Below are 25954 nucleotides of genomic sequence, written 5' to 3' on the forward strand. Positions count from 1 at the left end.
TGGAAGAAGATGCTGGTAAGTCAACACATAAAGGTGAGTATTCATTAGTTGACTTGAACCGTCAAGGTACACCGCTAATTGAAATCGTATCTGAACCAGATATTCGTTCACCTAAAGAAGCATATGCATATTTAGAAAAATTACGTTCAATTATTCAATACACTGGTGTATCAGACGTTAAGATGGAAGAGGGATCTTTACGTTGTGATGCTAACATCTCTTTACGTCCATATGGTCAAGAAAAATTTGGTACTAAAGCCGAATTGAAAAACTTAAACTCATTTAACTATGTACGTAAAGGTTTAGAATATGAAGAAAAACGCCAAGAAGAAGAATTGTTAAATGGTGGAGAAATCGGACAAGAAACACGTCGATTTGATGAATCAACAGGTAAAACAATTTTAATGCGTGTTAAAGAAGGTTCTGATGATTACCGTTACTTCCCAGAGCCTGACATTGTACCTTTATATATTGATGATGCTTGGAAAGAGCGTGTTCGTCAGACAATTCCTGAATTACCAGATGAGCGTAAGGCTAAGTATGTAAATGAATTAGGTTTACCTGCATACGATGCACACGTATTAACTTTGACTAAAGAAATGTCAGATTTCTTTGAATCAACAATTGAACACGGTGCAGATGTTAAATTAACATCTAACTGGTTAATGGGTGGCGTAAACGAATATTTAAATAAAAATCAAGTAGAATTATTAGATACTAAATTAACACCAGAAAATTTAGCAGGTATGATTAAACTTATCGAAGACGGAACAATGAGCAGTAAAATTGCGAAGAAAGTCTTCCCAGAGTTAGCAGCTAAAGGTGGTAATGCTAAACAGATTATGGAAGATAATGGCTTAGTTCAAATTTCTGATGAAGCAACACTTCTAAAATTTGTAAATGAAGCATTAGACAATAACGAACAATCAGTTGAAGATTACAAAAATGGTAAAGGCAAAGCTATGGGCTTCTTAGTTGGTCAAATTATGAAAGCGTCTAAAGGTCAAGCTAATCCACAATTAGTAAATCAACTATTAAAACAAGAATTAGATAAAAGATAATTTAAATCATCAAACTATGAAGATTTAAAAAATAAACCCTTGATTGCTGACTTAGATGCAATCGAGGGTTTATTTATATCTATAGAAGTCATATTACTTTTAACTTTATTCATTGTACATGTTAATGGTAAAAATATTAATTTTATTAATGCGTTAGCTTTAATTATATTAAGGCAAACTGTATAATAAAAAGGTATAAAACATTTTTGTATAAAGACAACATTATATTTACAACATCATTTTAAAGGTAAAATAGCATAACTGACGAAGTCTATATAATGAAGAACGGCAAAAAATGCTGAATAAATAACAAGCTTTGTACATATTGAGATAGTATTTGTTTAAGATACAAGTTGGTCTTTAACGATATTAAGAATGATGAAATAAGACTGAGCCTGGGTCATAAATTCAATGTCCTAGGCACTACAATGTTATATTGGCAGTAGTTGACTGAAAGAAAATACGCTTGTAACAAGCTTTTTTCAATTCTAGTGGGGCCCCAACATAGAAGCTGACTTTCTGTCAGCTTACAATAATGTGCAAGTTGGGGTGGGGCCCCAAACAAAGAGAATTTCGAAAGGAAATTCTACAGACAATGCAAGTTGGGGTAGAACGAAATAAATTTTGTTAAATATTATTTCTGTCCCACTCCCTATTAGACGAAACAAAGATGAAGTTAAAATATATGAATTTTAAGTAGAGGGATAAGATATGAGGAAACGTGCTAGAATCATTTATAACCCGACATCAGGTAAAGAGCTATTTAAAAGAGAATTACCTGATGCCTTAATAAAATTAGAAAAAGCGGGATATGAAACGAGTGCATATGCAACCGAGAAAATAGGTGATGCCACACTTGAAGCAGAAAGAGCTATGCATGAAAATTATGATGTATTAATCGCTGCAGGTGGTGATGGAACATTAAATGAAGTAGTTAATGGTATCGCAGAAAAGCCTAATCGTCCTAAGCTAGGTGTCATTCCTATGGGTACTGTTAATGACTTTGGACGTGCATTGCATATACCTAATGACATCATGGGGGCACTTGATGTCATCATTGAAGGTCATTCTACTAAAGTAGATATTGGTAAAATGAATAATCGATACTTTATTAATTTAGCTGCAGGCGGACAATTGACGCAAGTCTCTTATGAAACACCGAGTAAATTGAAATCTATTGTTGGTCCATTTGCTTATTACATCAAAGGTTTCGAAATGTTACCTCAAATGAAAGCTGTAGATTTAAGAATTGAATATGATGGTAATGTTTTCCAAGGAGAAGCATTATTATTCTTTTTAGGTTTAACAAATTCAATGGCAGGATTTGAAAAATTAGTGCCGGACGCTAAGTTAGATGACGGCTATTTTACGTTAATTATAGTTGAAAAATCAAACCTTGCAGAACTTGGTCATATTATGACTTTAGCTTCAAGAGGAGAACATACTAAGCATCCTAAAGTTATTTATGAAAAAGCAAAGGCAATTAATATTTCATCATTCACAGACTTACAACTAAATGTAGATGGAGAATATGGTGGTAAATTACCAGCGAATTTCTTAAATCTAGAACGTCATATAGATGTCTTTGCACCTAATGATATTGTAAATGAAGAGTTAATAAATAATGATCATGTTGATGACAATTTAATCGAAGAATAAACAGAAATAGTGAAATATATAATGGCAGGTTAGGAAGCGCATAATTTTGTTCCTAACCTGTTCATTTTGGAGGTAAAATTTTGCAAGCAATAGCTAAAAATGACATAAAAACGGGAACAGTTGTTGATTTAACGCATGAAGGCCATGGTGTCGTAAAAATAGATCGCTTTCCTATTTTCATACCACAAGCTTTAATTAATGAACAAATTGAATATAAAATTATCAAAGTAAAAAAGAACTTTGCGATAGGTAAGTTGCTTAATATAAATACGAGAAGTGAGAATCGTGTTGCACCGCCATGTATATATTATGAACGTTGTGGTGGGTGCCAACTTCAACACTTATCTTACGAAGCGCAACTTGAAATGAAAAAGGAACAAGTGATTAATTTGTTTCAGCGAAAAGCGCATTTTGATAATTCTAAGATTAACGATACAGTTGGCATGACAGATCCTTGGAGATATCGAAACAAGTCCCAGATTCCAGTTGGTAAGAATGAACAGAATGAAGTTATTATGGGCTTTTATCGTCAAAGAAGCCATGACATTATTGACATGGAAAGTTGTTTAATACAAGATTCACAACATCAAGAAGTGATGAATGAAGTTAAATCTATTTTAAAAGATTTAAATGTAAGTATTTATCAAGAACAATTGAAAAAAGGTTTAATGAGACATTTGGTTGTAAGAACAGGATATCATACAGACGAAATGATGATTATTTTTGTAACTAATGGTAAAAAGTGGTCACAAAAAAATGCTGTTGTTGAGAAGATATTAGATGCATTTCCTAATGTGACAAGCATTAAACAAAACATTAATGATAGCCATTCTAATGTTATTATGGGACGTCAATCTATAACGCTATATGGTAAAGATACAATTATTGATCAATTAACAGATAGTACATTTAAAATAAGTGATCAGTCATTCTACCAAATTAATTCTGAACAAACAGAGAAATTATATAATAAAGCAATTGAGTATGCGCAATTGACAGGTAATGAAGTTGTATTAGATACCTATTGTGGTATTGGAACAATAGGGCTATATATGGCACCACATGCAAAACATGTATACGGTGTTGAAGTAGTACCTTCTGCAATTGAAGACGCACAACAAAATGCGACTATAAACCAATGCAATAATACAACTTTTGTCTGTGGGAAAGCTGAAGAAGTTATTTTACAATGGAAAGCACAAGGGATTAAACCAGATGTTGTAATGGTTGATCCGCCAAGAAAGGGCTGTGACGAAACGTTTATTCAGACTTTGCTTACATTAGAACCTAAGCGTATTGTCTATATTTCATGTAATCCCGCAACACAGCAACGTGATGCATTATTATTAGCTGAAAAATATCAACTTGAAGAGGTAACACCGGTAGATATGTTTCCACAAACAACACATGTTGAGACAGTGGCATTATTCAATTTGAAATAGCGCACATGATTTGAGATAAAATTTCGCCTTAATAAGTGAAGAAAGAAGTCGTATATTAAAATTTTATTACAGCCAATTTACTTTCTTGATATGAACTTTTTAAATTAAATGTGACATTGTATACTATATTTAAAGAAGAATAAGAATGTCATGATCGGGAGGGTTGGTAATGCATAAAATTGATTTAACGACAAATAATTTTCAAATGCGAAGGTTTATTATCTTGCAACTTGTTATTGCGTTATTCGTGATTTTATTTACGTATAAGTGGGCGTTAGGTGTCACAGCGGTTGTCGATCAAAATATCATCATCAATCTTGTATATGGGTTTGCTGGATTCATTATTTTATTGATTTTACATGAACTTATCCATAGAGCATTATTTCTTTTATTTAAAAAAGATAGCAAACCTATGTTTAATATAAAAAAAGACAGAATCTTATTCCAAACAGCAGATGCTTGCTTCAACAAATGGCAATTCTCAATTATTATGCTGTCACCACTAATCTTATTAAGTACTGGCTTGCTTATTTTAATTAAGGTATTTGGTTATTCATCACTTATTTTTATGTTTAGTATGCATACCGCTTATTGCTTTATAGATATTCTGCTTGTTGCATTAACAATATCTAGTAGTTTTAAATATGTTCAACAAGATGAAGATAGTATTTATTTGTATCATCAAAAGCCGACTCAATAATAAATTTTAATATGATGATACCAACAAAATGAATTTGCTTGAATTATTTCAGATTACCTATGTTTTCTTACTCAATCGTCTTCATCATCATGCTTAAATAGCAATTGATTTTATAACAACTTGTAGTTATCTCAATATAGTTATCGCTAAGTGCAAGATTTATGTAAAAAAATCGTACACAGCGTATAATTATGTTGAGATATTTTTGTGCGTTATAAAAGTAAAAATTAGTAGGGAGGTGAGCACTTGACTGAGAGACGAATTATTCATATAGATATGGACTATTTTTTTGCACAAGTCGAAATGAGAGATAACCCCAAATTGAAAGGGAAACCAGTCATTGTTGGTGGTAAAGCAAGCAGTAGGGGTGTTGTCTCTACGGCATCCTATGAAGCACGAAAATACGGCGTCCATTCAGCAATGCCTATGTCACAAGCGCATAAATTATGTCCAAATGGATACTTTGTCACAAGTAATTTTGGTGCTTACCGAGAAACATCTGCGCAGATTATGTCTATTTTCCGAAGTTATACAGATAAGGTAGAACCGATGTCATTGGATGAAGCGTATTTAGATATTACAGAATTAGTGAGACCAGACCTTCCTGCTTCGAAAATTGCTCAGTATATTAGAAAAGATATTCTAGAGCAGACACATTTAACAGCATCTGCAGGTGTTTCTTATAACAAATTTTTAGCTAAATTAGCGAGTGGTATGAATAAACCTGATGGTATGACTGTGATTGATTATCAAAATGTCCATGATATTTTGATGACATTGGATATTGGAGATTTTCCAGGCGTAGGTAAAGCTTCCAAAAAAGTAATGCATGATAATGGTATTTTTAACGGTAGAGATTTATATGAGAAAACGGAATTTGAATTAATACGTTTGTTTGGAAAAAGAGGTCGGGGTTTATATAACAAGGCACGCGGTATTGACCATAGTGAAGTGAAATCATCAAGAGTAAGAAAATCAGTAGGGACTGAACGCACATTTGCAACAGACGTGAATGATGATGAAGAGATTTTAAGAAAAGTATGGGAATTGTCAGGTAAAACAGCTGAACGTCTAAATAAATTACAGAAGTCAGCTAAAACTGTAACGGTTAAAATTAAAACTTATCAATTTGAAACGCTATCTAAACAGATGAGTTTAAGAGATTCGGTTAGTTCTGAAGAAGATATTTATAATATTGCATATTTACTTTATAACGATTTAAAAGACCCTGATGTACCAATTCGACTTATTGGTGTCACTGTAGGTAATTTAGAACAATCAACTTATAAAAATATGACGATATATGACTTTATATAAAATAAAGCTCCCTGCAAAGTTTACATTTTTACAATGCTTACTTTTGAAGGGAGTATTTTATTTAGTCCTAGCCTTTATCTTTTAGATTTTTACCATAAATATTAGTTACATATGTTAAATTTTCATAATTTTTCAGTAGCCTAAAAGTAATCATTGCGCATGCTTTGGCATCATTCAATGCATCATGATGACCATGAAAATCTAATTGATAAAACTCCATCATATGTTTTAAACCGTATCGATACGAATCAACGGTTCTTTTAGCAAGTTGATAACTACAAAAGTAAGTTAAATTTGGAGTTGGTAAACCAATATTTTGAATGCTTTGATGTAAGACGTTCATATCAAATGCCGCGTTATGTGCGACAACAGGTAAATCTGCAATAAATTGCATCATATATGGAAATACGTAGTCAAACGTAGGTGCATTTTCAACATCTTCTGGTTGTATGCCATGAATTTTAATATTTTGTTGTGAAAAATAGTCTTGCGGATTCACAAGAGTATGAAATGTTTCTGTTATTTGACTATCAATGACTTTAACCATTCCGACAGAACAAATACTTGTACGTTTACCATTTGCTGTTTCAAAATCAAGTGCAACAAACGCATCTTGTATCATGTAGTCAATCCTTTCAATTAATTAAATGTATATATTAATAGACTTTTAGTCATTTGCTTACAAACGATACATAATATTATACGTGAAGGTATAACGTGAAATCTATCATTTGGATGTAACTCTGATTAAAAAGTAAATGATGATATGCTTTAAAATCGTCAAATTAATTCAACATCAAATTTAGAGTTATTAACATTAGTAGTTTAAAAAATAAATGACTAAAAATACAATAATTAGCCTTGAAAATGAAAAAACGCAGATCAATGATTCAGAAAATGAATCTAGTGATCTCCGTAAAGCAAAATAATATAGACATTGGGTTATTGTAAGTGACCCAAATGCCTATCATGTCGTATGATATTTATCTGTCTATTGTAGTGATGTTTAATTATTCTTCGTCGAATGTACGAGCGCCAAGTTCTTTTTCGTAAAGATATAATGCATTGCTGTCATCGCCGATACGAGTTAAATAATTGATGTGCGTTTCAAACATTGATTCTTCTTCGACTTGTTCATCTAAGAACCAGTTTAAGAATGAGATAGTTGCATAATCTTTATCTTGACGAGCGATTTCAGATAAGTTATAGAAACGTCTTGTTACTTCTTGTTCTTGAGATAAGCTGTCTTTGAAAGTTTCTAGTATGCTTGAAAAGTCAATTTTTGGTGCTGAAACTGCTCTGAATTCTGCATGTGCACCTCTGTCGTTAATATAGTTATAAATCTTTTGTCCATGGAAACGTTCTTCTTTAGCTTGTTGAATGAAGAAGTTTGCAAATCCTTCGTACGATTCTTTATCACAGTATGCTGCCATTGCCATATATGCGTGTGCTGCAAAGTACTCATGGTTCATTTGATCATTTAATGCTTCTAATAAATTTTTACTTAACATTTTGATACACCTCTTATTTGTAAATTAAAATTACTATGAATTAAACTTAGTATAACAAACTCATTCTCAATTGTAAATAATAATAATTATAATTTAATGCCTTATTTTAGCACTCTAATTGAGAAAATGTATCATTTAGCGATATTTAATTGAGAATAAATATCATTTTTAATTATCTAAATGAGAATGATTATAATTTAGAAACACTGTATCAATTTGTGATTGAGAAACTTTTTTGAAGTTGCCTTGTCATGTTATAATGATGCGAGTGGAAATTTGAGGAGGAAACACATGAGACAGTGGACGGCAATCCATCTAGCGAAATTGGCGCGTAAAGCAAGTAGAGCAGTAGGTAAAAGAGGAACAGATTTACCTGGACAAATCGCTAGAAAAGTGGATACAGATATATTAAGAAAATTAGCAGAGCAAGTTGATGATATTGTATTTATCAGTGGAACAAATGGTAAAACAACGACTTCAAACTTAATTGGACATACTTTAAAAGCAAATAATATTCAAATTATACACAATAATGAAGGTGCTAATATGGCTGCAGGTATAACTTCTGCATTCATCATGCAATCAACACCTAAGACTAAAATTGCGGTAATCGAAATTGATGAAGGTTCGATTCCACGTGTGTTAAAAGAAGTTACACCTTCAATGATGGTATTTACTAATTTCTTTAGAGATCAAATGGATCGCTTCGGTGAAATTGATATTATGGTTAATAACATTGCAGAGACAATTAGTAATAAAGGCATCAAATTATTGCTAAATGCTGATGATCCATTTGTGAGTCGTTTGAAAATCGCAAGTGATACGATTGTGTACTATGGTATGAAAGCACATGCCCATGAATTTGAACAAAGTACGATGAATGAAAGTAGATATTGTCCAAACTGTGGTCGCTTATTGCAATACGATTATATTCATTATAATCAAATTGGTCATTATCACTGTCAGTGTGGTTTCAAACGAGAGCAAGCAAAATATGAAATATCAAGTTTTGATGTGGCACCGTTTTTATATTTAAATATCAATGATGAAAAATATGATATGAAAATTGCAGGTGACTTTAACGCTTATAACGCGTTAGCAGCATATACTGTTTTAAGAGAGCTAGGGTTAAATGAACAAACAATTAAAAATGGCTTTGAAACGTATACATCAGACAATGGTCGTATGCAGTACTTTAAAAAAGAACGAAAAGAAGCGATGATCAATTTAGCTAAAAATCCTGCAGGAATGAATGCAAGTTTATCAGTTGGTGAACAATTAGAAGGCGAAAAAGTGTATGTTATTTCGCTAAATGATAACGCTGCAGATGGTCGAGATACTTCATGGATTTATGATGCAGATTTTGAAAAATTATCTAAGCAACAAATTGAAGCTATCATCGTGACAGGTACACGAGCAGAAGAACTTCAATTGCGATTGAAGTTAGCAGAGGTTGAAGTACCAATTATAGTTGAGCGTGATATTTATAAAGCAACGGCAAAGACTATGGATTATAAAGGTTTCACAGTTGCAATACCAAACTATACATCATTAGCGCCTATGCTTGAACAATTAAACCGTTCGTTTGAAGGAGGTCAATCATAATATGCATGAATTGACTATTTATCATTTTATGTCAGATAAATTGAATTTATACAGTGATATAGGAAATATTATTGCTTTAAGACAACGTGCTAAAAAACGAAATATTAAAGTTAATGTCGTAGAAATCAATGAAACAGAAGGTATTACCTTTGATGAATGTGATATTTTCTTTATCGGTGGTGGAAGTGATAGAGAACAAGCATTAGCAACAAAAGAATTAAGTAAAATTAAGACACCACTTAAAGAAGCGATTGAAGATGGTATGCCGGGATTAACAATTTGTGGAGGCTATCAATTTTTAGGAAAAAAATATATCACGCCTGATGGTACAGAATTAGAAGGGTTAGGTATTTTAGATTTTTATACTGAATCAAAGACAAATCGATTAACAGGAGATATTATTATCGAAAGTGATACTTTTGGAACTATTGTAGGTTTTGAAAATCACGGTGGTAGAACATATCATGATTTCGGTACACTTGGTCATGTCACTTTTGGTTATGGTAATAATGATGAAGATAAAAAAGAAGGCATTCATTATAAAAATTTATTAGGTACTTATTTACACGGACCAATTTTACCTAAAAATTACGAAATCACTGATTATCTGTTAGAAAAAGCTTGTGAACGTAAGGGTATTCCGTTTGAGCCTAAAGAAATAGATAATGAAGCGGAAATACAAGCGAAACAAGTATTAATAGACAGAGCAAATAGACAGAAGAAATCTCGTTAACTCTGAACATCGCATCAATGGATTTAATATTGATAAACGATGAAGTTTAGTAATTAATCATATATGTATAAACACACACATTATTTTGGATGGAAACAACCAAATTGATGTGTGTTTTTTTGTTCTAGTGAATAATTATTATACAATGAGTATCTATCCTAGAATTATCAATAGTAATGGTGATTATGCAACATGAAAAAATGAATGATGAAAGGAATTTGACGATGAAGCCTACTAAAGTGATATTAAAAGATGCATCTTATTTACATAGCAAAACATCGATAACATTTATTTTAAAAGATGTAGTTATCGAAGAAGATAATAAAATTTATTATTTCGACACTAGTGCAACTTTCGAAGATCAAGAAGTTAAATTTGAATTTGCACTTTTTGATAGTGACATGGACAATTTGAAACATATGGATTACGACAATCCTGTTACTGAAATATATTTTATAGAACCTGATTTACATTTTACAATTATTGATTTTAATCAAGAACTGCTTTGTATTTATATTGATTTTGATTCTGGTTTAAGGCATTCAAACATGGCAACAGAATCTGGTATTTCATTAAGGATAAATGTTGCTAAATCAGATTTTACTAAATTTATTAATGAATTAGCCTCTTTACATTAATGATTTAAATCTGATAGATAATTACAATCAAAAAAGACAGCCACATCCCTCCGTAGTTTAGGCGTGTGGCTATATTTGAGTCTGAATATTTATGCTTGTAATTTTAAAAAGGGACATGCTATATACGATAAAAAGAGGCGGGGACATAAATCAATGTTCTATGCTCTACGAAGTTATATTGGCAGTAGTTGACTGAACGAAAATGCGCTTGTAACAAGCTTTTTTCAATTCTAGTCAGGGGCCCCAACAAAGAGAAATTGGATTCCCAATTTCTACAGACAATGCAAGTTGGGGTGTGGGCCCCAACAAAGAGAAATTGGATTCCCAATTTCAACAGACAATGCAAGTTGGGGTGTGGGCCCCAACACAGAGAATTTCGAAAAGAAATTCTACAGGCAATGCGAGTTGGGGTGGGACGACGAAATAAATTTTACGAAAATATCATTTCTGTCCCACTCCCATGGTGCCAATTAGCATAAGGTACTTAAATTAAGCATATCTGCTGTCTAGCAGTCGATAAATCATTAGAACTTCGTATAGTATATGACTTTTAATTTGATTTTCACCACTAATTTCAAGTGCTTTTATAGTCGAACGTAAAGTTTCTACAGAATCATCTTCTCTCTTAAAAGAACCATCATAAAATATATCTTTGATGCTACTACTAATTTTTAGCAATGCCATTTTTTCGTCACCTGAAAAGTTAACACGAGTATTTTTAGGCAAGTAAATGATATTTGATAAATGAGTGATAAACAAACGATTCGTATATGCACGTTTAGTTAATTGATTGAGTAATTTCCAATCACATTCTTTTTTCTTATGATAGCTTAATTCATCACGTTGATAACTTATTAACGTTTCAACTTGATTATTTAAATTGAAAATATTTTTATATGCTTTTTCGCTTTTATCAGATTGCAGTCTTGATAAGATAAGTTCTTGGCAGCGATTGTAAAATAATTTATACATCAAGGCATCTGTCTTACTTAATTTTTCTTCGACCTGACCATAATACTTAGGTGGAAACACCATGAAGTTAATTAAACCTGATGTCACGAGTCCAATAATTGCTGTCAATGTTCGAGACAAAAAGTTGAATATGTAGGCATCATGAATACCTGGAATCATAGCTAATGATGTTAGTACAGCGACATTCGTACCAACTTGCAATTTGAGTTTTGTACAGAATAAAATCGTGAACGTTGCACTCAATGCATATGTAAAAGGTGATTGATCGCCGAATAAATATGTAAATAATACTGCAAAGCCTGCACCAATTACCGTAGCAGGTAATCTACGATAACCTTTAATAAGTGATGCCTTGGCAGTTGGTTCAATTGTGACTACAGCTGTTAAAATGGCATAGATGGGTGTTAAATCTAGTGCCATACAAAAGACAGCTGTTAAAAAAATGGCAATACCAGTTTTAATTGTTCTGGCACCAATTAAATGTTTATACCATTGATCGTTCATTTTTTAACCTCTAATCATCGTAAAATCTTAGCGAGCGCTTTATAATAATAGTATCGTACATTGGAAAAGTTCATGTATGTAAAATATTTGAAATAATCATACTTAAGCATTACTTTGATTTTCATATACATTAATCAAAGTTCTGGGCTCCACAATGTTATATTGTTAGTAATTGACTGAAATAAAATGCACTTGTAACAAGCATTTTTCAATTATAGTCCGGGGCCCCAACATAGAGAATTTCAAAAAAGAAATTCTACAGGCAATGCAAGTTGGGGTGTGGGCCCCAACACAGAAGCTGACGAAAAGTCAGCTTACGATAATGTGCAGGTTGGCGGGGCCCCAACATAGAGAAATTGGATCTACAATTTCTACAGGCAATGCAAGTTGGGGTACAACGATAAAGAAATATTTTTTCTTTATCACACTATGTCTCACTCACTTTCCAAAATACTAAAGTAACATCTTTAGTATATCAAAGAATTTTTGCTATAATAAGTTATAATTATATAAAAAAGGAACGGGATAAAATGATTGTAAAAACAGAAGAAGAATTACAAGCGTTAAAAGAAATTGGATACATATGCGCTAAAGTGCGCAATACAATGCAAGCTGCAACCAAACCAGGTATCACTACGAAAGAGCTTGATAATATTGCGAAAGAGTTATTTGAAGAATACGGTGCTATTTCTGCGCCAATTCATGATGAAAATTTTCCTGGTCAAACGTGTATTAGTGTCAATGAAGAGGTGGCACATGGGATTCCAAGTAAGCGTGTCATTCGTGAAGGAGATTTAGTAAATATTGATGTATCGGCTTTGAAGAATGGCTATTATGCAGATACAGGCATTTCATTTGTCGTTGGAGAATCAGATGATCCAATGAAACAAAAAGTATGTGACGTAGCAACGATGGCATTTGAGAATGCAATTGCAAAAGTAAAACCGGGTACTAAGTTAAGTAACATTGGTAAAGCGGTGCATAATACAGCTAGACAAAATGATTTGAAAGTCATTAAAAACTTAACAGGTCATGGTGTTGGTTTATCATTACATGAAGCACCAGCACATGTACTTAATTACTTTGATCCAAAAGACAAAACATTATTAACTGAAGGTATGGTATTAGCTATTGAACCGTTTATCTCATCAAATGCATCATTTGTTACAGAAGGTAAAAATGAATGGGCTTTTGAAACGAGCGATAAAAGTTTTGTTGCTCAAATTGAGCATACGGTTATCGTGACTAAGGATGGTCCGATTTTAACGACAAAAATTGAAGAAGAATAGTTCAACATATACTAAGACTAAAGTATGAACATCATTTAGTTCCGGAGCCTATTCATATTGGTTTCGGAACTGTTTTATAATAATTAAGAACACAATCAATGCGTCATTTCAAAAATATGTTGTAATAAAGTAGTCTTTAAGCAAACATATCATCGACATCAACGAAGATACATAGCGCATTTGGTATTTTAAAACTTATTATAAAAGGTGATAGTTATGAACTATGTTGAACGTTATATTGAACAGTTTTTGAGAGCAACAGTAAGAAATAATATCAAGCACTACCTTTTAATGCTAGATGAAAAAATGAAAAATTTAGATGATTATATGCGTTATTTAATTACTAAAAAAGAACAACTTAGCAAGTTAATTGACAGTCTAATGCTAACATTAGAAAATAAATATATTGATATTGCTGAAGCATTTCAAATTCAATGTGCAAGAGAAATCAATAATCAAGAAATTGAAAATATTAAATCAGAGTTGAATAAAGTTGAAGCATATTATGCACAAATTGAAACTCAAATTCAACAAACTTCAACTGAAAAAATAGCAACAGAAAAAACATCGTATCTAATAAATTATATGAACGCTGTGGCATAGAAAGGCGGCGAAACATGACACACAAATATATATCAACGCAAATGTTGATTATTTTTACTGCATTAATGATTATTGCCAATTTTTACTACATATTTTTTGAAAAAATTGGCTTTTTACTCGTTCTATTATTGGGATGTGTATTAGTTTATGTAGGATATCTTTATTTTCATAAAATACGTGGCCTTTTAGCGTTTTGGATAGGCGCGCTATTAATTGCATTCACATTATTGTCTAATAAGTATACAATCATCATCTTGTTCGTCTTTTTATTACTACTTATTGTGCGTTATTTAATACACAAATTTAAACCAAAAAAAGTAGTTGCGACGGATGAGGTTATGACTTCACCATCTTTTATTAAACAAAAATGGTTTGGTGAGCAACGTACACCAGTTTATGTATATAAGTGGGAAGATGTCCAAATTCAACATGGAATTGGCGACCTACATATTGACTTAACAAAAGCTGCAAATATTAAGGAAAATAATACCATTGTTGTGAGACACATTTTAGGTAAAGTGCAGGTTATATTGCCGGTTAATTACAATATTAATTTACATGTAGCTGCTTTTTATGGAAGTACTTACGTGAATGAAAAATCATATAAAGTTGAAAATAACAATATTCATATTGAAGAAATGATGAAACCGGATAACTATACAGTTAATATCTACGTATCAACGTTTATCGGAGACGTAGAGGTGATTTATCGATGAACCACTACATTAGAACAATTGGTTCAATGCTAATCTTAGTATATAGCATGCTAGCTGCATTTCTGTTCATCGATAAAGTTTTTGTAAATATCATCTATTTTCAAGGTATGTTTTATACACAAATATTCGGCATACCAGTCTTTTTATTTTTAAATCTCATCATCATATTATTGTGTATTATTGTTGGTTCGGTACTCGCATACAAAATCAATCAGCAAAATGATTGGATTAAGACGCAAATTGAGCGTTCAATGGAAGGCGAAACAGTTGGCATTAATGATCAAAATATAGAAATATATAGTGAAACGTTAGATTTATACCATACACTCGTACCTTTAAATCAAGAATTGCATAAGTTGCGACTTAAAACTCAAAATTTAACCAATGAAAATTATAATATTAATGATGTGAAAGTTAAAAAGATTATTGAAGATGAACGTCAAAGACTGGCTCGAGAACTTCACGATTCTGTTAGTCAGCAACTTTTTGCGGCAAGTATGATGTTATCTGCTATCAAAGAAACGAAGTTAGAACCACCATTAGACCAACAAATTCCGATTTTAGAGAAAATGGTTCAAGATTCGCAGTTAGAAATGCGTGCTTTGCTGTTACATTTAAGACCGCTTGGTTTAAAAGACAAATCTTTAGGTGAGGGTATTAAAGATTTAGTTATTGATTTACAAAAAAAAGTGCCGATGAAAGTTGTGCATGAAATACAAGATTTTAAAGTGCCTAAAGGTATTGAAGATCATTTGTTCAGAATTACACAGGAAGCAATTTCGAATACATTGCGTCATTCAAACGGTACAAAAGTGACAGTAGAATTGTTTAATAAAGACGATTATTTATTGTTGAGAATTCAAGACAATGGTAAAGGTTTTAATGTTGATGAAAAATTAGAACAAAGTTATGGACTTAAAAATATGCGTGAAAGAGCTTTGGAAATTGGTGCAACGTTCCATATTGTATCATTGCCAGATTCAGGTACACGTATCGAGGTGAAAGCACCTTTAAATAAGGAGGATTCGTATGACGATTAAAGTATTGTTTGTGGATGATCATGAAATGGTACGTATAGGAATTTCAAGTTATCTATCAACGCAAAGTGATATTGAAGTAGTTGGTGAAGGCGCTTCTGGTAAGGAAGCAATTGCCAAAGCCCATGAGTTGAAGCCAGATTTAATTTTAATGGATTTACTTATGGAAGACATGGATGGTGTAGAAGCGACGACTCAGATTAAAAAAGATTTACCGCAAATTAAAGTATTAATGTTAACTAGTTTTATTGAAGATAAAGAGGTATATCGTGCATTAGATGCAGGTGTCGATAGTTACATTTTAAAAACAACAAGTGCAAAAGATATCGCCGATGCAGTTCGTAAAACTTCTAGCGGAGAATCTGTTTTTGAACCGGAAGTTTTAGTGAAAATGCGTAACCGTATGAAAAAGCGCGCAGAGTTATATGAAATGCTTACAGAACGAGAAATGGAAATATTATTATTGATTGCGAAAGGTTACTCAAATCAAGAAATTGCTAGTGCATCGCATATTACTATTAAAACGGTTAAGACACATGTGAGTAACATTTTAAGTAAGTTAGAAGTGCAAGATAGAACACAAGCTGTCATCTATGCATTCCAACATAATTTAATTCAATAGTTCGTATTGAATTAAGAAAAGTTACTTACGCCAATCACAATATAACATCAAATAGACACCAAAAACAGAGGTCTTCGCAATCATTAGCGAAAACCTCTGTTTTGTTGGTGTTTAGTCTTTTTTAAGCTTATCAACGATTTTGTCTTTTATATTTTTATCATCTTCTGGATAGGTATCACTAGGATGTTCATCAACATGATACGTACGTTGATGTGTTGCATTACTATCTTCATCATATTCGTATCTAGTGTTCTCATTATAATGATTTTTATTATTGTCATCATGTTCTAATGCTGCTTCTTCAGGTGTTTTACCTTTAATTACACTACGCTGATGAATGATTGCATTGATTTCAGCACCGACAATTATAATAAAACTTGTGATATATAACCATAGTAACAAAATGATGATACCCGCGATACTGCCATATGTTTTAGAATAGTTACCAAAATTTGAAATATACCAACCAAAACCAAATGAACCAGCTAACCAAATAATTGAAGTAAATACTGCACCTGGTAATACTGACTTAAGCTTCGTTTTAACGTTAGGTGCAACCGAATATAACACGATAAATACGATAAATATAATAATGATTGGTAACACAATTCTAATAAGGTTAAAAATCCATTTCACTTGTTCGTCAAATCCAAGTGGACCGAATAGGAAATGACTAATTACAGAACCAAGCGTTGGTAATGCTAGAGCAACTACAAACACAACGCCCATAACTACAGTGAAGACAACACTTAGTAGTTTTAATACGATTCCATTACGGCTATCTTCTACATCGTAAGCAACATTGAAAGAATTCATAATTGCAGTCATTCCATTTGAAGCTGACCAAATTGCTAAAATCAAACCGATAGATAATAAGCCACCACTGGAGTTTTGAGTTATATCACCAATTACACTCTTAATTAGAGTAGATGTTTCAGCGGGTGCATTGCTTAACATATTAGTAATTTGACTCTGCTTAATATTGAAAAATGGTAATAATGTTAATAGGAAAAGCAACATAGGGAACATAGCAAGTACGAAATGGTAAGTCATTTGTGCTGCTAGTCCTGAGGCATCATCTTTTCCTATGCGATAGATGAGATATGATAAGAAATTAGAGTCTTTCTTATATTTTGCAGGTTTATTTAATCTTGATAAGAAGAAAACCTGATCATCTTTTTTAGGTTTCTTAGATTGGAATTGTTGAGGTTCAATATATGTACGATCAACATCAATTTTGGGATTACTTTTATTTTTCTTTTTTGACTCCTCTTGCGCTTCCTTAACAGAATTAAGGTATTTTGAAGAAGAGTGATCCTTTTTCGACATGTGCACTCCTTAACCTTTCTCTATGTAATGTTTTATAAAGTAACTATTAGTATTTATCCAATTATAAAAAAACTAAACAATGATATGCTTTAAAAATGATAATATTATAGAAATTAATTGATTTAAATCTTTCATAGGCTATTTTGATTTAAAATTAAAACAAAGGCAATACTGAAACAATGTAGTTTGGCCAATCATTGTATTATCATTTAATAATGATAACTATGAAAGGCGTACACCAAATTGTTAAGTATTGCCTTATAAAAACAAAATCATCTTAGCGTTGATTTTTTCTATTAACAAATGTTTCTTTCGCATCTTTTAATGAACGTTCTAATTCAGGATTATTACGACGAATTTCTTCAACAACATCTTTCCAGTATAAAACTTCGTCTTTAATCTTGCTGACTTTAGAAGGCTTACGAGTGCGGTTACCATTTTTTGCATCTTTAACTGATTGAACTAAAGCTTGACGTGTAGATTTATCAGCTAAACTAATTGCACCACCAATTACGGCACCAATTAAAATACCAGGAACAAATTTATTTTCCATAAAAAACTACCCCTCTTTCAAATTTGCATCTTTTACGATGTAGTCTATTAAATTATCACAAGATGATAATACCATGTCGTATACACCTTCAAAATTATTCGTGTAGTATGGATCTGGTACATCACTCTCTTCCATATTACTAAATTCTAACAGTTTGAACAATTGTCCCTTAAGATTAGGATTGATAGATTTAATATTATCAACGTTACTTTGATCCATAGCCACAATGTAATCAAAATCATCTGTCGCTTCGAATAATTCACTAATCATGCCATCAAATGGAATATTGTGTTTGTTGAGAATTTTTTGTGTACCTTCATGAGGCGGCTCTCCTAAATTCCAGCTACCAGTACCTCTTGAATGTACTTTAATATCATGAATATTTCTGTCTTTAAGTCTTTGTCGCATGATTGCTTCTGCCATTGGAGAACGACATATATTGCCAAGACAGACAAATGCTACATCTACCATTTTGATTCCTCCAAACTATGTAGTTATATCCCCATTTTATAGCGACTTTAAACAATAAGAAAGCAGATTATATAAAATTCTATTAAAGTTTATTAAATTGTGATACTTTGATAACATAACTATTATTAGAGGTGAACATTGTGGCTATGACAAATGAAGAGAAAGTATTAGCTATTAGAGAGAAGTTAAATATTGTTAATCAAGGATTATTAGATCCTGAAAAATATAAAAATGCAAATGAAGAAGAATTAACAGATATATATGATTTTGTTCAATCAAGAGAAAGATTGTCGCCAAGTGAAGTGACAGCTATTGCTGACGCTTTAGGACAATTGCGACACGACTAGGAGTGGGAATTTTGACTAATTACAAAGAAAAGTTACAACAATACGCTGAACTATTAGTTAAGGTTGGTATGAATGTTCAACCAAAACAGCCAGTATTTATTAGATCATCAGTAGAAACATTAGAATTAACGCATTTAATTGTAGAAGAAGCATATCATTGTGGCGCTTCAGATGTACGTGTTGTATATAGCGATCCAACCTTAAAACGCTTAAAATTTGAAAATGAATCTGTGGAACATTTTGCTAATCATGAGATAAAATCATATGATGTTGAAGCGAGAATGGATTACGTTAAACGTGGCGCTGCTAATTTAGCACTTATTAGTGAAGATCCTGATTTAATGGATGGTATCGATAGCCAAAAATTACAAGCATTTCAACAACAAAACGCACGCGCATTTAAAGGATATATGGAAAGTGTACAAAAAAATCAATTTCCATGGGTCGTAGCTGCTTTTCCATCTAAAGCTTGGGCGAAGAGAGTGTATCCTGAACCATCTGTAGAAGAAGCATATATTAAGTTTATTGACGAGGTATTCGATATTGTGCGAATTGATGGTAACGATCCAGTTGAAAATTGGCGTCAACACATCGCTAATTTAAGTGTTTACGCTCAAAAGTTACAACAAAAAAATTACCATGCGTTGCATTATGTATCTGAAGGTACTGATTTAACAGTAGGTTTAGCGAAAAATCATATCTGGGAAGATGCTACAAGTTATGTTAACGGCAAGGAACAAGCTTTTATTGCTAATATACCAACTGAAGAAGTATTTACAGCACCAGATCGAAATAGAGTAGATGGATATGTTACTAATAAATTGCCTTTAAGTTATAATGGCACAATTATCGATCAATTTAAATTGATGTTTAAAGATGGAGAGATTATTGATTTTTCAGCTGAAAAAGGTGAAGCGGTATTGAAAGATTTAATCAATACTGATGAAGGTTCAAGAAGATTAGGTGAAGTAGCATTAGTACCTGATGATTCACCGATATCAAATCGTAATACCATTTTTTACAATACTTTATTTGATGAAAATGCAGCATGTCATTTAGCGATTGGATCTGCTTACGCCTTTAATATTCAAGGTGGAACGGAAATGACTGTTGAGGAAAAGATTGCAAGCGGATTAAATGATTCAAATGTACATGTCGATTTCATGATTGGTAGTAGTGATTTGACTATTTATGGCATATTCGAAGATGGTTCAAAAGAACTAGTATTTGAAAATGGAAATTGGGCATCAACATTTTAATAAATGTTATTTTGAGGTGCTGAGTAGGAAATGAAACATGTATTTAAAGGTCAAATACGTGATTAAAGTATAGATTGGGAGATAAAATAATGACAAATCAGGACAGACCAATGAAATCTATGTCAGAATCAAAATGTTATAAAAATAGACAAGTTTTCCCTCAAGATACGAATCACCATCATACAATGTTTGGTGGTACATTGATGGCTAATATTGATGAAATTGCAGCAATCACAGCTATGAAACATGCTGGTGCGCAAGTAGTTACCGCATCTACAGACTCAGTAGATTTCTTAAAGCCGATTAAAACAGGGGACATATTACAATACGTAGCGATGGTTTCATACGCTGGGACAAGTTCGATGGAAGTGGTCGTTCAAATTAGAATTGACGATGTATTTAATAACAAGCATGATTTAGCTGCATTAAGTTACTTAACATTTGTTGCGTTAGATGATGAAGGCAAACCTAAACATGTACCTGGAGTATATCCAGAAGATGATGTTGAAAAATGGTTTTATGATACAGCACCACAACGTGTTGAGCGAAGAAAAGCACGTCGCATTGAAAGTAAACAAACAATTGAATATTTAGCTCAAGTGCAACATATTAGAGACTAAAAATATAAAGACAGATTGTTAAGGATGAATTGAACTGTTATGTTCGAATATTCCACCTACAATCTGTCTTTTTGATTATGCACGTTTATGCTTTTAGTTAAAATTTAACCCTTTTATTATAGACTATAAGTCCTATTAAATGACCTTTATTATTAAAGTAGAGTACTGCCAGCAATTAATTGTTTTTTATTTTATAATAGCATTAAAATATGCGGAGACTACTTATCGATAAAGTGCTTCTCCGCATAATTAAGCGTTTTTAAAATTGTATAATTTGTGGTTGTTTGTGCATATGACGCTCATTATCTTTAAAATCCATATTCGGATAGTACATATTTTTAACAAGAACATTTGGTCCTAAACAACTAAACTCGGAACAATGACAATTTAATGATTTAGCAAGATCAGAGGATAACCATTTATCAAATACATCTGTTAATTTATCTTTTTGTATATTCGAAATTGTACCTGTTTCATCTCCGAAATCAGTTACGATTACATTACCTGTAAATACATTGACATTTAAACGACTACGGCCATCCGGGTCATTTCTAGTCGTTACATTTTTAGCAGTTCTTAAACGTGATAGTAACTTTTGATCTTCATCATCTTTTAAGCATGGAAACACAGGCAAAGTACCAAATAACATCCAAATATCTTCATCTCTGAAATCCAATATATCATGAATTGTCTTTTTCATTTCCGCTAGAGTTAACACATTTAATTGACTTGCAAAGTCAGCTGGATACATAGGGTGAATCTCGTGTCTGCTACATTTCATATCATGAACGACTTCTTGATGTATTTTTCGTAAATGTGGTAGCGTACTTTGATTGAGCATTGTTTCCGCAGATACAAACATTCCTTGTTCTGATAATGTACGTGCATTCGAAATCATTTGTTCATATAATTTTAACTTAGCTTTTAACGGTGGTTGCTTCTTCATTGCGCCAAAGCCAACATTTGCGAATTCATCAGTTGTTCCCCAGTTGTGTGAGATATGCATAACATCGATATATTCAGCAATATCTAAATAACGATCTTGAGGCAATGTTAGGTTTGAATTCATTTGTGTATATATACCTCGATGATGTGCATACTTTAATAGAGGTTTAACAACATTTCTAATAGACTTTTTAGAAAACATTGGTTCGCCACCTGTAATTGACATCGTTCGCAGATTTGGAATTTCATCAAGTCTACGATAAATTAAGTCCATATCTAAAGGCTCGGGGTCGACAGTTTGTAAAGTATAACCAACTGCACAGTGGCTACAACGCATATTACAAAGATTTGTAGTTGTAAATTCGATGTTACTTAAAGTTAATTGGCCATGTTCTTTAACATCGTTATATGATTCCCATGGATCATTGTAAATGCTAACAGGTTGCTTCAATTTGACGCTATTCATCGTCTTAAACTTCCTTCTTTCTATTTGGTTCATATCGGTATGATACCACTTCGTATTATCACTCGTAACAAATTATCTCTTAATTTTAGTTAATTGAAAAGGGGATTTTTAAAAGTCAAAATAATTTGAATGTCATAAATATAGCTAAGATTATATCGCTTTAACGCAATTTCTGTTAGGATAATAATGAAAAAGAAAACAAAATAAAAGGAGTTAACTTTTTATGAATGAACAGCAAACAATCGAACAGATAAAAGCGCGTTTAAATAAGTTTATTGAGGATATCGATCATGTAAATCCTGATGAAGTACGTGTTGAAGATATAGATGAATGGATTGGATTGTTAGATCAGCTTGAAGAAAAGGTTAAATTAGTATCTAAGTAAATGCCACATAAGATGTGTTAGAGTTAGATATCGCGATAGTCGCTTAATATTTTTTATATCTTGTATGTTTAATCACTGATTTACTTGTCTATAGTAATTATATCAATGATATATAGAAAGGTGATTTTCAATGACTAAAAAAGTAGCAATTATTCTAGCAAACGAATTTGAAGATATAGAATATTCAAGCCCTAAAGAGGCATTAGAGAATGCAGGCTTTAATACTGTAGTGATTGGAGATACTGCAAATAGTGAAGTTGTTGGTAAACACGGTGAAAAAGTTACTGTCGATGTAGGCATTGCAGAAGCTAAACCAGAAGATTATGATGCATTATTAATTCCTGGAGGATTTTCACCAGATCATTTACGTGGAGATACAGAAGGTCGATATGGCACATTTGCTAAATACTTTACTAAAAATGATGTACCAACATTTGCCATTTGTCATGGGCCACAAATACTAATAGATACAGACGATTTAAAAGGTCGTACGTTAACAGCAGTATTAAATGTACGCAAAGATTTATCAAATGCAGGCGCACATGTAGTTGATGAGTCAGTAGTTGTAGACAACAATATTGTAACAAGTCGAGTACCAGACGATTTAGATGATTTTAATCGAGAAATCGTTAAACAATTACAATAGAAGTATTGTGGTTATCGATTGTTAAAATTTATATATTTTCGTTTGAAATGAAATATGGATTTTAGTTTTAATAAATGAATAACAAATAAAAGGTCGTCTCTATTGGCATTTAATAGGGATGGTCTTTTATTTTTACAAAATATAACAATATTTGACATGATTAATATTTAAAATTGCAATGATTTATCTATAATTTTTTCAAAAAACAAAAAAGTAAGTATGATGGCGTATACGATTGTAAGCCCTTGGACTGATTTTCCCAAAAAGTGTAGCCTATTTGTGATAGTACTGGTAAACTCAAGGTATATACTAAGTGAGTTTTAAAAGAAGGAGCAAACGCATGAAAAGAAGCGATAGGTACTCAAACTCAAATGAACATTTTGAGCATATGAAACACGAACCTCACTATAATACGTATTATCAACCAGTTGGCAAACCGCCGAAAAAGAAAAAAAGTAAACGAATACTATTGAAAATATTATTAACCATTCTAATCATTATCGCATTGTTTATTGGTATCATGTATTTTTTATCTACACGCGATAATGTGGATGAACTAAGAAAAATTGAAAATAAAAGTAGTTTTGTGTCAGCTGATAACATGCCAGAGTATGTTAAAGGTGCCTTTATTTCAATGGAAGATGAACGATTCTACAATCATCATGGATTCGATTTGAAAGGTACAACTAGAGCTTTATTTTCAACGATTAGCGACAGAGATGTGCAAGGTGGTAGTACCATTACACAACAAGTTGTCAAAAATTATTTTTATGATAATGATCGTTCATTTACTAGAAAAGTAAAAGAATTATTTGTAGCTCATCGAGTTGAAAAACAATATAATAAGAACGAAATTTTAAGCTTTTATTTAAATAATATTTACTTTGGGGATAATCAATATACGCTTGAGGGCGCAGCAAACCATTACTTTGGAACAACCGTGAATAAAAATAGTACAACAATGTCTCACATAACAGTTTTACAAAGCGCTATTTTAGCTAGTAAAGTCAATGCACCTAGCGTATATAATATCAATAATATGTCAGAGAATTTTACGCAACGTGTAAGCACGAACTTAGAAAAAATGAAGCAACAAAATTATATCAATGAAACACAATATCAACAGGCTATGTCACAATTAAATCGTTAAATACTTGCATTCATGTGTAAGATGCTTGGAACTATAATGTAGAAGGTTTAATTGAAATGTCATAATGATAAAGTTGAATTGTTTCTGCTTTATAAATTTTACAGATTTGCTTGTAATCACACTTTCATTTTAAAAGATGATAGTGTGATTTTTTGTTAGCATCGAAAAATATTTAAAGTTAAACATTTGCTATAGGAAGTGGCTTATTGAATAATAAAAGAGTATTGTATTAAAACTTGAGAAAGTAAAGGGGTGATCCAGTGCCGAAGATTACTAAAATAGAAGTTCAAAAGAAAAACAAAGAACGTTTTAATCTTTTTTTAGACGAACAATTTGAAATGGGTATAGATATCGATACATTAGTCAAATTTAATTTAAAAAAAGGGCAACAACTTGAAGCTGCTGACATGGCAGAGATTCAAAAGTATGATCATTATCGCATAGGTTTAAACAAAGCAATCCAATATTTATCATATAAAAAGAGAACTGAAAAAGAAGTTATACAATATTTACAAAAAGAAGAGATATCAGAGCAAGCGATTTCTGAAGTGATTGAATATTGTTATCGCGAAAAGTTAATCGACCATCAAGATTATGCGGAAAGTTTAAAGAATACAATGATTCGCACGACAGATAAAGGACCTAAAATTTATCAACAAAAACTATATCAACTTGGTATAGAACCAAATATCATTGAAATGTTTACAGAACTTTATAGAGAACAACAGGAACTTGATGATATTATCCAAATTGCTGAAAAAATATCTAAAACAAAAAAAGGGCCACAAAATAAGGTTAAAGAAAAAGTAATGCAATCTTTAATTCAAAAAGGGTTTGAAATGGAAACCATTCATGCTGTATTGAATGAAATGGATTTTACACAAGATGAAGCGGTTTTAGACGATTTATTACAACGAGATTTAGAAAAAATTTATAATAAAAATCGAAAGAAGTACACGCAACAGAAATTAATTTCAAAAACTATCGAAGGCCTTATGAGAAAAGGATATAAATATGATAAAATTAAAGCTAAATTAGAAGAAAGTGGTATTGCCGATGGAACAGAAGAAATTGAGTGAGATGTCTGAGCCAGAATTAAGACACGAAATACAACTTTATAAAGAGAAAATGAGAAAAGCTGAGATGAATGGTATTTTAAATGAATATGACGTTTATCAAAGTAAAGTAATTGTTGCCGAAAGTTACTTAGTAGACAGAAAAAAGATAGAAATTGGTAAAATTTATAAACTGACTGATGGCAGTAATCAATATTTTAAAGTAGAAAGATTAAAAGGTATTTTTGCGTGGGGGTTTAGATTTAATAGCGACGAACCCGAAGAAGGCTTACCTATAGCGTTATTACAATTATAGAAG

At 31.9% G+C, this 25954-nt stretch carries 31 protein-coding genes; 24 read left to right on the forward strand and 7 right to left on the reverse strand.

The window, feature by feature from the left end; all coding sequences use genetic code 11:
• The 6 genes from gatB to dinB all read left to right on the forward strand — a co-directional run.
• Positions 1-1061 (forward strand): Asp-tRNA(Asn)/Glu-tRNA(Gln) amidotransferase subunit GatB (gene gatB, locus IDG63_RS12145; RefSeq protein WP_206176444.1); only part of this gene is annotated, 1061 nt, incomplete at its 5' end.
• Positions 1062-1100: 39 nt separating this feature from the next.
• Complete coding sequence (locus IDG63_RS12150) at positions 1101-1247, forward strand: hypothetical protein (protein WP_001789566.1); 147 nt, start codon at positions 1101-1103, stop codon at positions 1245-1247.
• Between the two features lie 525 nt (positions 1248-1772).
• The gene (locus tag IDG63_RS12155) at positions 1773-2720 is read left to right on the forward strand and encodes a diacylglycerol kinase (RefSeq protein WP_001231451.1); all 948 of its coding nucleotides are present in this window, start codon (positions 1773-1775) and stop codon (positions 2718-2720) included.
• 80 nt (positions 2721-2800) lie between these two features.
• A complete protein-coding gene (gene rlmD, locus IDG63_RS12160; protein WP_001147870.1) occupies positions 2801-4162 on the forward strand; it encodes a 23S rRNA (uracil(1939)-C(5))-methyltransferase RlmD in 1362 nt (453 codons plus the stop codon).
• Between the two features lie 169 nt (positions 4163-4331).
• Complete coding sequence (locus tag IDG63_RS12165) at positions 4332-4862, forward strand: DUF3267 domain-containing protein (protein WP_000548781.1); 531 nt, start codon at positions 4332-4334, stop codon at positions 4860-4862.
• Positions 4863-5108: 246 nt separating this feature from the next.
• Positions 5109-6179 (forward strand): DNA polymerase IV, encoded by a 1071-nt coding sequence (gene dinB / locus IDG63_RS12170; protein ID WP_000140176.1) that lies wholly within the window; start codon positions 5109-5111, stop codon positions 6177-6179.
• Positions 6180-6246: 67 nt separating this feature from the next.
• Here dinB and IDG63_RS12175 read toward each other — a convergent pair whose 3' ends face one another.
• Positions 6247-6801 carry a 3'-5' exonuclease gene (locus IDG63_RS12175; protein ID WP_000613733.1) on the reverse strand — a complete coding sequence of 185 codons (555 nt, stop codon included), beginning with the start codon at positions 6799-6801 and terminating at the stop codon, positions 6247-6249.
• A 214-nt stretch (positions 6802-7015) separates the two neighbouring features.
• On the opposite strand from IDG63_RS12175, the gene IDG63_RS12180 reads away from it, so the two are divergent.
• Positions 7016-7108 carry a hypothetical protein gene (locus IDG63_RS12180; protein WP_001790679.1) on the forward strand — a complete coding sequence of 31 codons (93 nt, stop codon included), beginning with the start codon at positions 7016-7018 and terminating at the stop codon, positions 7106-7108.
• Between the two features lie 81 nt (positions 7109-7189).
• Here the strand turns inward: IDG63_RS12180 and ftnA are convergent, their stop codons facing one another.
• Positions 7190-7690 carry an H-type ferritin FtnA gene (ftnA, locus tag IDG63_RS12185; protein ID WP_000949467.1) on the reverse strand — a complete coding sequence of 167 codons (501 nt, stop codon included), beginning with the start codon at positions 7688-7690 and terminating at the stop codon, positions 7190-7192.
• 291 nt (positions 7691-7981) lie between these two features.
• On the opposite strand from ftnA, the gene murT reads away from it, so the two are divergent.
• The 4 genes from murT to IDG63_RS12205 all read left to right on the forward strand — a co-directional run bounded on the left by murT (position 7982) and on the right by IDG63_RS12205 (position 10666).
• Positions 7982-9295, forward strand: coding sequence for a lipid II isoglutaminyl synthase subunit MurT (gene murT, locus IDG63_RS12190; protein WP_001250336.1), 1314 nt, complete (start codon positions 7982-7984; stop codon positions 9293-9295).
• 1 nt (position 9296) lies between these two features.
• Complete coding sequence (gatD, locus tag IDG63_RS12195) at positions 9297-10028, forward strand: lipid II isoglutaminyl synthase subunit GatD (RefSeq protein ID WP_000544966.1); 732 nt, start codon at positions 9297-9299, stop codon at positions 10026-10028.
• An 85-nt stretch (positions 10029-10113) separates the two neighbouring features.
• Positions 10114-10224 (forward strand): hypothetical protein, encoded by a 111-nt coding sequence (locus tag IDG63_RS12200; RefSeq protein WP_001790257.1) that lies wholly within the window; start codon positions 10114-10116, stop codon positions 10222-10224.
• Between the two features lie 28 nt (positions 10225-10252).
• On the forward strand, positions 10253-10666 hold the full coding sequence (locus tag IDG63_RS12205) for a hypothetical protein (RefSeq protein WP_001566709.1): 414 nt from the start codon (positions 10253-10255) through the stop codon (positions 10664-10666).
• A 489-nt stretch (positions 10667-11155) separates the two neighbouring features.
• On the opposite strand, the gene IDG63_RS12210 is transcribed toward IDG63_RS12205, so the two are convergent.
• Entirely contained in the window at positions 11156-12142 is a 987-nt protein-coding gene (locus IDG63_RS12210; RefSeq protein WP_000999713.1) for an FUSC family protein, read from the reverse strand.
• A 530-nt stretch (positions 12143-12672) separates the two neighbouring features.
• On the opposite strand from IDG63_RS12210, the gene map reads away from it, so the two are divergent.
• The 5 genes from map (at position 12673) to vraR (ending at position 16409) form a co-directional block, all read left to right on the forward strand.
• Positions 12673-13431, forward strand: a complete 759-nt coding sequence (gene map, locus IDG63_RS12215) for a type I methionyl aminopeptidase (RefSeq protein WP_000636142.1) — start codon at positions 12673-12675, stop codon at positions 13429-13431.
• A 216-nt stretch (positions 13432-13647) separates the two neighbouring features.
• Entirely contained in the window at positions 13648-14034 is a 387-nt protein-coding gene (locus IDG63_RS12220) for a hypothetical protein (protein WP_001110179.1), read from the forward strand.
• A 14-nt stretch (positions 14035-14048) separates the two neighbouring features.
• Positions 14049-14750: a cell wall-active antibiotics response protein VraT gene (gene vraT, locus IDG63_RS12225; RefSeq protein WP_000149064.1), complete on the forward strand. Its 702-nt coding sequence runs from the start codon at positions 14049-14051 to the stop codon at positions 14748-14750.
• Positions 14747-15790, forward strand: coding sequence for a sensor histidine kinase VraS (gene vraS, locus IDG63_RS12230; protein WP_001017131.1), 1044 nt, complete (start codon positions 14747-14749; stop codon positions 15788-15790). Before vraT ends, vraS begins: the two co-directional genes overlap by 4 nt.
• Positions 15780-16409, forward strand: a complete 630-nt coding sequence (vraR, locus tag IDG63_RS12235) for a response regulator transcription factor VraR (RefSeq protein ID WP_000153536.1) — start codon at positions 15780-15782, stop codon at positions 16407-16409. The genes vraS and vraR overlap by 11 nt, the downstream gene beginning before the upstream one ends.
• A gap of 111 nt (positions 16410-16520) precedes the next feature.
• Here vraR and IDG63_RS12240 read toward each other — a convergent pair whose 3' ends face one another.
• From IDG63_RS12240 to IDG63_RS12250, 3 genes are all read right to left on the reverse strand, one after another.
• Positions 16521-17738 carry a YihY/virulence factor BrkB family protein gene (locus IDG63_RS12240; protein WP_000037079.1) on the reverse strand — a complete coding sequence of 406 codons (1218 nt, stop codon included), beginning with the start codon at positions 17736-17738 and terminating at the stop codon, positions 16521-16523.
• 277 nt (positions 17739-18015) lie between these two features.
• Positions 18016-18291, reverse strand: coding sequence for a YtxH domain-containing protein (locus tag IDG63_RS12245; protein WP_000428172.1), 276 nt, complete (start codon positions 18289-18291; stop codon positions 18016-18018).
• A 6-nt stretch (positions 18292-18297) separates the two neighbouring features.
• The gene (locus IDG63_RS12250) at positions 18298-18762 is read right to left on the reverse strand and encodes a low molecular weight protein-tyrosine-phosphatase (RefSeq protein ID WP_000228666.1); all 465 of its coding nucleotides are present in this window, start codon (positions 18760-18762) and stop codon (positions 18298-18300) included.
• 146 nt (positions 18763-18908) lie between these two features.
• Between IDG63_RS12250 and IDG63_RS12255 the strand changes: the two genes are divergently transcribed.
• From IDG63_RS12255 to IDG63_RS12265, 3 genes are all read left to right on the forward strand, one after another.
• On the forward strand, positions 18909-19109 hold the full coding sequence (locus tag IDG63_RS12255; protein WP_000180460.1) for a DUF1128 family protein: 201 nt from the start codon (positions 18909-18911) through the stop codon (positions 19107-19109).
• Positions 19110-19111: 2 nt separating this feature from the next.
• On the forward strand, positions 19112-20368 hold the full coding sequence (locus IDG63_RS12260) for an aminopeptidase (RefSeq protein WP_072419726.1): 1257 nt from the start codon (positions 19112-19114) through the stop codon (positions 20366-20368).
• 89 nt (positions 20369-20457) lie between these two features.
• Positions 20458-20988, forward strand: coding sequence for an acyl-CoA thioesterase (locus tag IDG63_RS12265; protein WP_000184383.1), 531 nt, complete (start codon positions 20458-20460; stop codon positions 20986-20988).
• A 259-nt stretch (positions 20989-21247) separates the two neighbouring features.
• On the opposite strand, the gene yfkAB is transcribed toward IDG63_RS12265, so the two are convergent.
• Positions 21248-22399, reverse strand: a complete 1152-nt coding sequence (yfkAB, locus tag IDG63_RS12270; RefSeq protein WP_001089622.1) for a radical SAM/CxCxxxxC motif protein YfkAB — start codon at positions 22397-22399, stop codon at positions 21248-21250.
• Between the two features lie 223 nt (positions 22400-22622).
• Between yfkAB and IDG63_RS12275 the strand changes: the two genes are divergently transcribed.
• The 5 genes from IDG63_RS12275 to IDG63_RS12295 all read left to right on the forward strand — a co-directional run bounded on the left by IDG63_RS12275 (position 22623) and on the right by IDG63_RS12295 (position 25951).
• The gene (locus tag IDG63_RS12275; protein ID WP_001005407.1) at positions 22623-22784 is read left to right on the forward strand and encodes an SE1561 family protein; all 162 of its coding nucleotides are present in this window, start codon (positions 22623-22625) and stop codon (positions 22782-22784) included.
• A gap of 130 nt (positions 22785-22914) precedes the next feature.
• Entirely contained in the window at positions 22915-23430 is a 516-nt protein-coding gene (locus IDG63_RS12280) for a type 1 glutamine amidotransferase domain-containing protein (RefSeq protein WP_000163283.1), read from the forward strand.
• Between the two features lie 340 nt (positions 23431-23770).
• The gene (sgtB, locus tag IDG63_RS12285) at positions 23771-24580 is read left to right on the forward strand and encodes a monofunctional peptidoglycan glycosyltransferase SgtB (protein WP_000830380.1); all 810 of its coding nucleotides are present in this window, start codon (positions 23771-23773) and stop codon (positions 24578-24580) included.
• A 260-nt stretch (positions 24581-24840) separates the two neighbouring features.
• Positions 24841-25659, forward strand: a complete 819-nt coding sequence (gene recX, locus IDG63_RS12290; RefSeq protein ID WP_001124422.1) for a recombination regulator RecX — start codon at positions 24841-24843, stop codon at positions 25657-25659.
• Complete coding sequence (locus IDG63_RS12295) at positions 25637-25951, forward strand: YfhH family protein (protein WP_000435806.1); 315 nt, start codon at positions 25637-25639, stop codon at positions 25949-25951. Before recX ends, IDG63_RS12295 begins: the two co-directional genes overlap by 23 nt.
• The last annotated feature ends 3 nt before the right edge of the window (positions 25952-25954 follow it).

This window comes from Staphylococcus sp. EG-SA-14 (assembly GCF_017151935.1).
GTDB classification, from domain to species: domain Bacteria; phylum Bacillota; class Bacilli; order Staphylococcales; family Staphylococcaceae; genus Staphylococcus; species Staphylococcus aureus.

Bases quoted from the DNA above. Each gene is read 5' to 3' on its own strand.
- vraR (WP_000153536.1), top strand. From the start codon at position 15,780: ATGACGATTAAAGTATTGTTTGTGGATGATCATGAAATGGTACGTATA.
- IDG63_RS12210 (WP_000999713.1), bottom strand. From the start codon at position 12,142: ATGAACGATCAATGGTATAAACATTTAATTGGTGCCAGAACAATTAAA.
- yfkAB (WP_001089622.1), bottom strand. From the start codon at position 22,399: ATGAATAGCGTCAAATTGAAGCAACCTGTTAGCATTTACAATGATCCA.
- IDG63_RS12175 (WP_000613733.1), bottom strand. From the start codon at position 6,801: ATGATACAAGATGCGTTTGTTGCACTTGATTTTGAAACAGCAAATGGT.
- murT (WP_001250336.1), top strand. From the start codon at position 7,982: ATGAGACAGTGGACGGCAATCCATCTAGCGAAATTGGCGCGTAAAGCA.
- map (WP_000636142.1), top strand. From the start codon at position 12,673: ATGATTGTAAAAACAGAAGAAGAATTACAAGCGTTAAAAGAAATTGGA.
- sgtB (WP_000830380.1), top strand. From the start codon at position 23,771: ATGAAAAGAAGCGATAGGTACTCAAACTCAAATGAACATTTTGAGCAT.
- IDG63_RS12245 (WP_000428172.1), bottom strand. From the start codon at position 18,291: ATGGAAAATAAATTTGTTCCTGGTATTTTAATTGGTGCCGTAATTGGT.
- vraT (WP_000149064.1), top strand. From the start codon at position 14,049: ATGACACACAAATATATATCAACGCAAATGTTGATTATTTTTACTGCA.
- IDG63_RS12255 (WP_000180460.1), top strand. From the start codon at position 18,909: ATGACAAATGAAGAGAAAGTATTAGCTATTAGAGAGAAGTTAAATATT.
- IDG63_RS12205 (WP_001566709.1), top strand. From the start codon at position 10,253: ATGAAGCCTACTAAAGTGATATTAAAAGATGCATCTTATTTACATAGC.
- IDG63_RS12265 (WP_000184383.1), top strand. From the start codon at position 20,458: ATGACAAATCAGGACAGACCAATGAAATCTATGTCAGAATCAAAATGT.
- IDG63_RS12220 (WP_001110179.1), top strand. From the start codon at position 13,648: ATGAACTATGTTGAACGTTATATTGAACAGTTTTTGAGAGCAACAGTA.
- IDG63_RS12280 (WP_000163283.1), top strand. From the start codon at position 22,915: ATGACTAAAAAAGTAGCAATTATTCTAGCAAACGAATTTGAAGATATA.
- IDG63_RS12155 (WP_001231451.1), top strand. From the start codon at position 1,773: ATGAGGAAACGTGCTAGAATCATTTATAACCCGACATCAGGTAAAGAG.
- vraS (WP_001017131.1), top strand. From the start codon at position 14,747: ATGAACCACTACATTAGAACAATTGGTTCAATGCTAATCTTAGTATAT.
- gatD (WP_000544966.1), top strand. From the start codon at position 9,297: ATGCATGAATTGACTATTTATCATTTTATGTCAGATAAATTGAATTTA.
- IDG63_RS12275 (WP_001005407.1), top strand. From the start codon at position 22,623: ATGAATGAACAGCAAACAATCGAACAGATAAAAGCGCGTTTAAATAAG.
- IDG63_RS12295 (WP_000435806.1), top strand. From the start codon at position 25,637: ATGGAACAGAAGAAATTGAGTGAGATGTCTGAGCCAGAATTAAGACAC.
- ftnA (WP_000949467.1), bottom strand. From the start codon at position 7,690: ATGTTAAGTAAAAATTTATTAGAAGCATTAAATGATCAAATGAACCAT.
- IDG63_RS12240 (WP_000037079.1), bottom strand. From the start codon at position 17,738: ATGTCGAAAAAGGATCACTCTTCTTCAAAATACCTTAATTCTGTTAAG.
- IDG63_RS12165 (WP_000548781.1), top strand. From the start codon at position 4,332: ATGCATAAAATTGATTTAACGACAAATAATTTTCAAATGCGAAGGTTT.
- IDG63_RS12250 (WP_000228666.1), bottom strand. From the start codon at position 18,762: ATGGTAGATGTAGCATTTGTCTGTCTTGGCAATATATGTCGTTCTCCA.
- IDG63_RS12180 (WP_001790679.1), top strand. From the start codon at position 7,016: ATGACTAAAAATACAATAATTAGCCTTGAAAATGAAAAAACGCAGATC.